Genomic DNA, 9752 nt, shown 5'->3' with positions numbered 1-9752 from the left:
TTTTTGTGTATAACACCCGGGTCGGGGGGGCGCGCGCGGGGCCGCGGGACCGGCCGTACGCCCCCCCCGGGGGCGGCACCGCCGGCCGCGGGCCCGCCCCGGTGTCGTTTCCCGGCCGGCCGCGAACCGGCGACGAGGAAATCCGCTGGCTTCGAGCCTGACCGGAGGAGCCGACGATGGCGCTCGCGGGCGAACTGGTCACCGAGACCTTCGAATACGACGCCGGTCGCGAGGTCACGGTCTACGTCCCGGCGGATCGGCCCGAGGCGGTCGTGTTCGCCGGTGACGGCGAGTTGATCTCGCAGTGGGGCACTGACCTCGAGGCCGCGGATGTGCCGCCCACGATGATCGTCGGTGTGCACCGCTCGGCTGATGAAACCCTGCGGCTTCAGGAGTACTCGCCGGGCTTCGATTCGGAGCGATTCTCGGCGCACGAGAGGTTTTTCCGCCGGGACGTCCGCCACTGGGTGCGATCGAGGTTCGGAGTGGCGTTGCCCGCCGAGCGCACCGCGGTGTGCGGTGTCTCGGCCGGTGGAGAATTGGCGCTGGCCCTGGGGCTTCGGCATCCGGACGGCTACGGCACGGTTTTGTGCGCCTCGCCCGGAGGCGGTTATCGACCGCCCGCTGACCTGCCGACGCTTCCGCGCACGTACCTCGTCGCTGGCACGCAGGAACCGTTCTTCCTCCAGAACGCGACCCGGTGGGCGGACGCGTTGCGCGACGCCGGGGCGGACGTCGTCTTGACCGAGCGAGCCGGATCGCACGGTGGCGCGTTCTGGCGCGAAGAGTTCCCGCTGATGGTGGCGTGGGCGTTCGGGGCATGATTCGCCGGTGAACGAACTGGTGGCGATCGAGTTGGCTGACGACGAGCGCGCCGTGCTGTCTCGTGGACTGGGTGAGTGGAGCGGGCCAGCGCACTGCACCGAGGAACTCGCGGTGGCGATGGGCTTCCAGGGCCTGGCTGGTCTGTACGAGGACGGGCGGCGCCTGCAAGCAGCGCTCTCCGCCGGTGAGCCGCTCAGCGTTCCGGACTGGCGACGGCTGCTGGTGTCCGCCGAAATCGTGTTCGCCAGCGACGTGTTCGGGTCCGGCATCGACTGGTCGATCGCGACCGGCTTTTCGGACGAGGAGACGATCAAGATCTTGCGGAGGTTGCAACGCGGGATCACGAGCGCGCTACGCGGCGCACTCCATCGTCGCGATGACCGAGTCTCCGACCGGTAACCACCGCATTGTTCGTCAGGTCGGCAAGTACCTGGCAAGGCGTTCTCGCTTCACCGGCCCGCTCCGGCGAAACCATCCGTCGGTAGCCTGCGGGGGTGCTGAGGACCCTGCTCGTGACGAACGACTTCCCGCCGCGCCCCGGGGGTATCCAGAACTACCTCAATTCGCTGGCCACCCGGCTGCCCGCGGACGACCTGGTCGTCTACGCACCTTCCTGGGAACGCAGCAGCGGCTCGCACGTCGAGTTCGACGCGGCCGCGCCGTTCGAGGTCGTGCGGCATCCGACGTCGCTGATGTTGCCTACCCCGGACGTCCTGCGCCGCGCGAAGCAGATCATGCGCGCTCGCGACTGCGAGGCCGTCTGGTTCGGCGCGGCCGCCCCGCTCGCGCTGCTTGGGCACCCGCTGCGGCAGGCTGGCGCGCGCCGGATCGTCGCGTCTACGCACGGGCACGAGGTCGGCTGGTCGATGCTTCCGGGCTCGCGGCAGGCGTTGCGGCGGATCGGCGAGACTGTCGACGTCGTCACGTACGTCAGCAAGTACACGCGCAACCGGTTCGCCGCCGCGTTCGGTCGGCATGCTGGGCTGGAAATGCTGCCGAGTGGTGTCGACACCACGGTTTTCGCGCCCGATCCGGCTGGTCGCGAAGAGATCCGCGCCCGGCACGGTCTCGGCGATCGGCCGACGGTCGTGTGCGTTTCGCGGCTGGTTCCGCGCAAGGGACAGGACATGCTGATCTCCGCGCTGCCCGCGATCCGCGAGCGCGTGCCCGGTGCGGCGTTGCTGCTCGTCGGCGGCGGTCCGTACCGCAAGCGTCTTGCCCAGCTGGCCGCGGCACTCAACGTCACCGACGACGTCGTCTTCACCGGCTCGGTGCCGTGGGAAGAGCTGCCCGCGCACTACAACGCCGGCGACGTCTTCGCGATGCCTGCCCGCACCCGTGGCAAGGGGCTCGACGTGGAAGGGCTCGGCATCGTCTACCTGGAGGCGTCCGCGACCGGGCTGCCGGTGGTCGCGGGCACGTCCGGCGGGGCGCCGGAGGCGGTGCTGGACGAGGTGACCGGCCACGTGGTCGACGGCCGCGACCCGGGTCAGCTCGCGGAGACTCTGGCGGCCCTGCTGTCCGACCCGGTCCGCGCCCGCAGGATGGGCGAGGCGGGCCGTTCGTGGGTCGCCGAGAACTGGCGCTGGGACACGATGGCGAAGCGCCTCTCGACGCTCCTGGACGGCGATCCGGTGGCGGCGGTGCGCTGACCCGGGATCAGGGTTCGTAGATCGCCGGGTGGCGCGGGTCGTCCACGCGGACCACGACGTCCGCGAGGGCGCTCGGGTCGACTTCGTTTTCGTAGCGTTCGTATGCGGGCAGCGCCCATTCGTCAGCGACGCGGCGACGCAATGCACCCGGCGAAAGCCACAAATGCACCACGAAATCGAACGCCAATCCCGCGCCCAGCAAGAACTCTCCGTCGACTAATACGACGCCGCGGTCCGGGACCGGGACGCGCGGGAGCCTGGTCGCGCGGTCGCGTTCGGCGTCCCACAACGCGGGCAGCACTTCTCCGCTGCCGTCGTCGGCGAGCGGGTCCAGGACTTCCCGGCGCAGACCGCCCACGTCGAGCCAATCGGTATACCGGGCGTCGGGATCTTGTTTGCCGTGCTCGAAACGGAGTGACGCTGGTCGCAAAAAACCGGCGGCGGGCACGTGCAGCGCGGCCCGGCCGAGCAGCTTCAGCGGGCCGGTCAGCGCCTCGGCGAGCGGGCCCGTTCCGGCCGCTCCGTCGATCGCGACCACGATTCGTCGGCGGTGGGTGAGCGCGTCGACGCGCTCGGTCAGCTCGGCGGCCAGGGCGTCGGGGGAGATGGGGCGGTAGCGCACGATCGCATGATCCCGCACCGGTTTCCGTCGGTCCCCGATGCCATGATGGCGGCATGGCCAACGAGGAGGGCAAGACCGGGCGGAGTGGTTGGGAGACAGCCGTTTCCCGCACGATGCCGTACCCGGGCAGCCGGGTATGGGAGTTCTTGGTGGGGGACGGGGTGGAGATCTGGCTGGGCCCTGGCGTCGAGCTGCCGCGCGAGCGCGGGGCCGGATACGAGACCGAACACGGCACGACCGGCGAAATCCGCAGTTACACCGACGACCGCTTGCGGCTCACCTGGCGGCCGACGGACTGGGACCACGATTCCCTGCTGGAGCTCGAGGTCGCGGATCTCGGCAAGCGCAGCACGCTGAAAATCCGGCAGGAACGGCTCGCGGACGTGGCGGAGAAAGCCGAGCAGCGGGCATATTGGAAACAAGTGGTCGAGCGCGTCGAGGCGGCATTGGCCGAACGCTGACCGAACCGCACTGGGGGTCCCAGCAGTGGGTGTCGACGAACAAACCGAAGAACTCCCTTACGCGGGCGAGGAATTCTGGCAGAACCCGCACGAATGGCTGGCGCGGCGGCGCGAATCCGGCGCGGTGTGCCCGATGACCGCCCGCCGCGGCATCCCGTCCTACCTGGTCAGCGGATACGAGCAGGCGCGCGAGCTGCTCAACGATCCGCGCGTCAGCAAGGACAGCACGGACGTGGCGCGGGTGATCACGGCGAAGGTCGGCCAGGACGTCCAGGGGCCGGACTTCGGCACTCTGCTCACCCGGCACATGCTCAACAGCGATCCGCCGGCCCACACGCGGCTGCGCAAGCTGGTGAACAAGGCGTTCACCGCCCGCACCGTCGCCCGGCTGCGGCCGCGGATCCAGGAGATCGCCGATTCGCTGCTCGACGAGATGACCGGGCACGAGCAGGCCGACCTGGTGCAGGCGTTCGCCGAGCCGTTGCCGATCACCGTCATCTGCGAGCTGCTCGGCGTGCGGATCGAGGACCGCGGCGAGTTCACCGCCTGGTCGCACACGCTGCTGTCGTTCGCCGCGGAAGAGGAATCCCAGGCCGTGGCGGCGGGCGAGATGCAGGCCTACCTGCAGCAGCTGGTCGAGAGCAAACGCGCCGAACCGGCCGAAGACCTGCTCTCGGACCTCGTGCACGCCAGCGACGAAGGCGATTCCCTCGACGGGGACGAGCTGATCTCGATGGCGTTCCTGCTGCTGATCGCCGGGCACGAGACCACGGTCAACCTGATCGCCAACGCCACGTTCGCCTTGCTGCGCGCACCCGAACAGGCGGAAAAACTGCGCGCCGACCCGAGTCTGATGCCGGGTGCGGTCGAGGAGTTCCTCCGGTTCGACGGACCGATCAACTTCGCGACGCTGCGCTACACGGTCGAGGACGTCGAGGCGGGCGGCGTCACCATCCCGACCGACGAGTTCCTCAACATTTCGCTGCTGGCGGCCAACCGCGACCCGGAGAAGTTCCCCGATCCGGACACGCTCGACGTCACCCGCCCGCCCGGCGGGCACCTCGCGTTCGGGCACGGCATCCACTACTGCGTCGGCGCGCCGCTGGCCCGGCTGGAGGCGGAGATCGCGCTGGGCTCGCTGCTGAAGCGGTTCCCGAAGCTGAGCCTGGCCGTGCCCGCCGAGGACATCGTCTACCGGCCGAGTTCGCTGGTGCACGGCGTGCTGGCGCTGCCGGTGCGGCCGGACGGGGCGTAGCGGTTGTCACTGCGGTTCCGCCCGCCGCCCGGTTAGGGTCGGCGGGTGGAACCCAGTGCTGCTGATCTCCTCGCCCTCGACGCCGCGCACGTGTGGCATCCCTACGCGCCGATGCCGAGCCGCGTCCCGCCCCTGCTCGTGGAAGAGGCGAGCGGAGTGCGGTTGAAGCTCGCCGACGGAAGGGAACTGGTCGACGGCATGTCGTCCTGGTGGGCGGCGGTGCACGGCCACCGGAACCCGGTGCTCGACGCGGCGCTCGCGGAGCAGGCCGGGCGGATGAGCCACGTGATGTTCGGCGGGCTCACCCACGAACCGGCGATCAGGCTCGCGAAGACGCTGGTCGACCTGACTCCGGACGGGCTCGAGCACGTGTTCCTGTGCGATTCGGGCTCGGTTTCGGTCGAGGTCGCGGTGAAAATGTGCCTGCAGTACCAGCGTTCTCGCGGGCTGCCCGGCAAACATCGGCTGCTGACCTGGCGCGGCGGCTATCACGGCGACACATTCACGCCGATGAGCGTCTGCGATCCGGACGGCGGCATGCATTCGCTGTGGCGAGGAGTGCTGCCGGAACAGGTTTTCGTGCCGGCGCCGCCGTCCGGGTTCGACACCCCGGTCGACCAGTCCTATGTGGACGAAGTGGCGAAGGCGATCGAGCAGCACGCGGACGAACTGGCCGCGGTGATCGTGGAACCGGTGGTGCAGAACGCGGGAGGTATGCGGTTTCACCATCCCGGTTACCTGCGAGCGCTGCGCGAGCTGACTCGTGAGCACGACGTACTGCTGGTGTTCGACGAGATCGCGACCGGATTCGGCCGTACCGGAACGCTTTTCGCGGCCGAGCACGCTGGCGTGACGCCCGATGTGCTGTGCGTCGGCAAGGCGCTCACCGGCGGCTACCTCACGATGGCCGCCGCGTTGTGCACGCCTGAAGTCGCCGACGGCATCGCGCGCGGCGAGCTGCCGGTGCTCGCGCACGGCCCGACATTCATGGGAAATCCGCTGGCTTCGGCGGTCGCCAACGCTTCGCTCGGCTTGCTGGCTGAAGGCCAATGGCAGTCCGATGTGGCCCGGATCGAAACCACGCTGCGGCAAGGACTTGAGCCGGCCCGGGAGCTGCCGCACGTCGTGGACGTGCGGGCGCTGGGCGCGATCGGCGTGCTGCAGCTGGATCACGAGGTGGACCTGGGCGTCGCGACCGAGGTGGTGACGGCCGAAGGCGTGTGGCTGCGCCCGTTCCGGGATCTGATCTACACGATGCCGCCGTACATCAGCACCGACGCGGACCTGGCGGTGATCATGTCGGCGATGCGGGCCGCCGCGGCGAAGGCCTGAGGTTACTTCGGGTTAGGCGTGGCTGCGTGTAGTGGTCCGAGCTTAGTCGCGCAACCCGATCGTGGGTAATTCGATAAAGATCCACTCCATAGAGTGGGACATAGCGGACATTTCACAGGGATCCCGGTTTCCTGGTGATCATGAGACGACTTGCCGTGCTTCGCCACGACGTGCCCGCCTCGCTCGTGGTCTTCCTCGTCGCGGTCCCGCTTTCGCTCGGGATCGCCCTCGCGTCCGGCGCGCCGATCGTCGCCGGGCTGATCGCCGCCGTCGTCGGCGGCGTGGTCGCCGGCGCGCTCGGCGGCTCTCCGCTGCAGGTCAGCGGGCCCGCCGCCGGGCTCACCGTGCTGATGGCCGAGACGATTTCCACCTTCGGGTGGGCGGTCACCTGCCTGATCACCGTCCTCGCCGGCGCGCTGCAGATCCTGTTCGGGCTGAGCCGCGTCGCGCGGGCGGCGCTGGCCATCTCGCCGGCGATCGTGCACGGGATGCTCGCCGGGATCGGCATCACGATCGTTCTCGGCCAGCTGCACGTGCTGTTCGGCGGAAAGGCGCAGAGTTCGGCGCTGGAGAACATCGCCCAGCTGCCCGCGCAGATCGCCGCCCACCACGACGCCGCCGCGCTGATCGGCGTCCTGACCCTCGCCATCCTCCTTGCCTGGCCCAAACTCCCCGCCGCGGTCAGGAAAATCCCCGGTCCGCTCGCGGCGATCGCTGTCGCGACGCTTGTGTCCCTCGTCGCCGGGATGACGCTGCCGCGCGTCGAACTGTCCGGCGATCTGCTGCAGATCCGCTTCGCGCCGCAGCTGCCGGACGGCGGATGGGGCCAGGTCGCGGTCGCGGTGGTCACGATCGCGCTGATCGCCAGCGTCGAGAGCCTGCTGTCCGCGGTCGCGGTCGACAAACTGCAGAACGGCCCGCGCGCCAACCTGAACCGCGAGCTGATCGGCCAGGGCGCGGCGAACATGGTGTCCGGCGCGCTCGGCGGCCTGCCGGTGACCGGCGTGATCGTGCGCAGCTCCACGAACGTCGCGGCCGGGGCGCGCACGCGGGCGTCGGCGATCCTGCACGGCGTGTGGGTGCTGGTGTTCGTGGTGGCGCTCGCCGGGGTGCTGAAGTCGATTCCGCTGGCCGCGCTGGCCGGGCTGCTCGTGCACGTCGGCGCGAAGCTGGTGAATCCCGGGCATCTGCGGCAGGTGCTGCGACACGGCGATCTGCCGCTTTACCTGGTGACCGTCGCCGGGGTCGTCGTGTTCGACCTGCTGACCGGCGTGCTCGCCGGGATCGTGCTTGCCGTGTTGCTGATGCTGCGCCGCACCGTGTGGTCGGGCGTGCATGCCGAGCAGCACAGCGGCGAATGGCGGGTGATCGTCGAAGGCGTGCTGACGTTCCTGTCGGTGCCGCGGCTGACGAAGGTGCTCGGCACGATCCCGGAGGGGTCGAAGGTGACGCTGGAGCTGGTCGCCGATTACCTCGACCACGCGGCGTTCGAAAGCCTTTCCGCCTGGCAGCAGGCGCACGAACGCACCGGCGGCACGGTGGTCGTCGACGAGATCGGGCATCCGTGGTTCGCCAAGGGCAAGGAAGGCCGCCCGACGCTCCGGCGCACCGCGGCGGCGGGCGCGATGCCGAGGTGGCTGGCTCCGTGGTCGGCTTGGCAGGCCGTGGACGTGCGGGTTCCCGGGCAGCGCACGCATCGCGGCGCGACAGAGTTCCAGCGCCGGGCCGCGCCGCTGCTGAAGGACGTCCTGAGCGGGCTCGCGCATGCTCAGCAGCCGCACACGCTGTTCATCACTTGCGGTGATTCGCGGATCGTGCCGAACCTGATCACCACGTCCGGTCCGGGCGACCTGTTCACCATCCGCAACATCGGCAACCTGGTGCCGCCCGGGCAGGCCGATCCGTCGACGAACGCGGCGATCGAATTCGCGGTCGGGGTGCTGGGCGTGCGGGAAATCGTGGTGTGCGGGCACTCCTCGTGCGGTGCGATGGGCGCGCTGGCCAGCGGTCCGCCCGCGGACACCGCGCTGGCGACCTGGCTGGTGCACGCCGAACCGAGCCGGAAGCGGGCCGGGTCGGTGACCCTCGACGGGGACCGCCCGGAGCGCGAACCGGACCGGCTGGCGTTGCACAACGTCCTGCAGCAGCTGACGCATCTGCGGCAATATCCGCTGGTGGCCGAGGCCGAAGCGCGCGGGGAGCTGGCGCTGACCGGGCTGTACTTCGACGTCGGCGAGGCGCAGGTGTACCTGTCCGACCCGGCGACGGGGAAGTTCATGGCCGCCGGAGCGCCCGCCGCGGCTCCCGCCGGCTGACTCGGGCCCTCGCGCGTGCCCTCCGGTGCGCGCGAGGGAACCCCCGAGTGTTGACATCGGGCAGCACGTCAATATCTTGATGGCTCGTGACGACGCTCGTGATGACCGGAACCGGGACCGACGTCGGCAAAACGGTCGCCACCGCGGCGATCGCGGCGCTGGCCCTCGCGCAGGGACAACGCGTCGCGGTGCTGAAACCCGCACAGACCGGCGTGCTCCCCGGGGAGGCGGGCGACCTCGCCGAGGTGGTGCGCCTTGCGGGCAAGGACCTGACGATCCGCGAACTGCGGCGTTATCCGGACCCGCTGTCCCCGGAAGCCGCTTCCCGCCGCTCCGGGCTCCCGACCGTCGGCCCCGGCGAGATCGCCGCCGCCGCGAGCGACCTGGACTCCACCCACGACCTCACGCTGGTCGAGGGCGCGGGCGGGCTGCTGGTCCGGTTCGATCCGCAGGGAAGCAGCCTGGCGGATGTCGCCTGGTCGCTGGGCGCCCCCGTGGTTCTGGTCGCCCAAGCCGGGCTGGGCACGCTCAACACCACCGCGCTGACGGCCGAAGTCGCCACCCGGCGGGGCCTGAACGTCGTGGGCGTCATCATCGGGTCCTGGCCCGCCTCGCCGGACTTGGCCGCCCTGGAAAACCTCCGCGATCTGCCGGTTGCCGCCGGCGCCCCGCTGCTGGGCGCCCTCCCCGCCGGGCTGGGCGCCGCCGATCGCGAGACCTTCGCCGACCAGGCCCGGTCCGGGTTGTCCCCGTGGTTCGGCGGTGAGTTCGACCCCGAGGCTTTCACCGCTGCCGCCTCCACCCAGAACTAACTCCTTCTCACCCCTCCGTTGGCCCTGACCACTCACCCGACCACACCGAGAAATCGCCCCGGTTTCTGGACTGAGCGATCCGATCGGCCCCCCCGGGCCGAGCGGATCGGGAGGGAAGAAACCGGATGAAGGCGATTTCTCCGCCGCGACGGAGTCGCGGCCATCAAACACAGTTTGGTGAGTCAAAACCTCAGCCAGGCGAGGCTGAGTTGGGTGGCCGCTCGGCTTGAGCCGGGCTGGGTGCTGTGGGTGGCGGGCTGGGCTGAGGCTGGTGGGGTGATCGCTCGGCTTGAGCCGGGCTGGGTGCCCTGGATATCGGGCTGGGCCGAGGCTGGGTCTGGTGATCGGTCGGCTTGAGTGGGGCTGGGTGCCGTGGGTATCGGGCTGGGCTGAGGCTGGGTCTGGTGATCGGTCGGCTTGAGTGGGGCTGGGTGCCGTGGGTATCGGGCTGGGCTGAGGCTGGTGGGGGTATCGGACC

General features: G+C 70.1%; 9 protein-coding genes. 8 read left to right on the top strand and 1 reads right to left on the bottom strand.

All coding sequences use genetic code 11. The annotated features are described in order from the left end of the window. Positions 1-176: 176 nt before the first annotated feature. From ACFXI3_RS46500 to ACFXI3_RS46490, 3 genes are all read left to right on the top strand, one after another. Positions 177-824 (top strand): alpha/beta hydrolase, encoded by a 648-nt coding sequence (locus tag ACFXI3_RS46500; RefSeq protein WP_378408606.1) that lies wholly within the window; start codon positions 177-179, stop codon positions 822-824. A gap of 7 nt (positions 825-831) precedes the next feature. Continuing rightward, entirely contained in the window at positions 832-1224 is a 393-nt protein-coding gene (locus ACFXI3_RS46495) for a hypothetical protein (protein WP_378408604.1), read from the top strand. Positions 1225-1319: 95 nt separating this feature from the next. Further along, positions 1320-2477, top strand: a complete 1158-nt coding sequence (locus ACFXI3_RS46490) for a glycosyltransferase family 4 protein (RefSeq protein WP_378408602.1) — start codon at positions 1320-1322, stop codon at positions 2475-2477. A 7-nt stretch (positions 2478-2484) separates the two neighbouring features. Here the strand turns inward: ACFXI3_RS46490 and ACFXI3_RS46485 are convergent, their stop codons facing one another. After that, positions 2485-3099: a uridine kinase gene (locus tag ACFXI3_RS46485; protein WP_378408600.1), complete on the bottom strand. Its 615-nt coding sequence runs from the start codon at positions 3097-3099 to the stop codon at positions 2485-2487. Between the two features lie 53 nt (positions 3100-3152). On the opposite strand from ACFXI3_RS46485, the gene ACFXI3_RS46480 reads away from it, so the two are divergent. The 5 genes from ACFXI3_RS46480 (at position 3153) to bioD (ending at position 9274) form a co-directional block, all read left to right on the top strand. Beyond that, positions 3153-3560 carry an SRPBCC domain-containing protein gene (locus ACFXI3_RS46480; protein ID WP_344268297.1) on the top strand — a complete coding sequence of 136 codons (408 nt, stop codon included), beginning with the start codon at positions 3153-3155 and terminating at the stop codon, positions 3558-3560. 25 nt (positions 3561-3585) lie between these two features. Further along, complete coding sequence (locus ACFXI3_RS46475; protein ID WP_378408598.1) at positions 3586-4815, top strand: cytochrome P450; 1230 nt, start codon at positions 3586-3588, stop codon at positions 4813-4815. A gap of 45 nt (positions 4816-4860) precedes the next feature. Further along, positions 4861-6147, top strand: coding sequence for an adenosylmethionine--8-amino-7-oxononanoate transaminase (locus ACFXI3_RS46470; protein ID WP_344268291.1), 1287 nt, complete (start codon positions 4861-4863; stop codon positions 6145-6147). Between the two features lie 140 nt (positions 6148-6287). Further along, entirely contained in the window at positions 6288-8462 is a 2175-nt protein-coding gene (locus ACFXI3_RS46465; RefSeq protein ID WP_378408596.1) for a SulP family inorganic anion transporter, read from the top strand. 86 nt (positions 8463-8548) lie between these two features. Further along, positions 8549-9274: a dethiobiotin synthase gene (bioD, locus tag ACFXI3_RS46460; RefSeq protein WP_344268285.1), complete on the top strand. Its 726-nt coding sequence runs from the start codon at positions 8549-8551 to the stop codon at positions 9272-9274. The last annotated feature ends 478 nt before the right edge of the window (positions 9275-9752 follow it).

The sequence above is a fragment of the Amycolatopsis sp. NPDC059235 genome (assembly GCF_042754125.1).
Taxonomy (GTDB): domain Bacteria; phylum Actinomycetota; class Actinomycetes; order Mycobacteriales; family Pseudonocardiaceae; genus Amycolatopsis; species Amycolatopsis albidoflava.
Note: the sequence above shows the minus strand (reverse complement) of the source record. Positions and strands in the feature narration are given on the sequence as shown.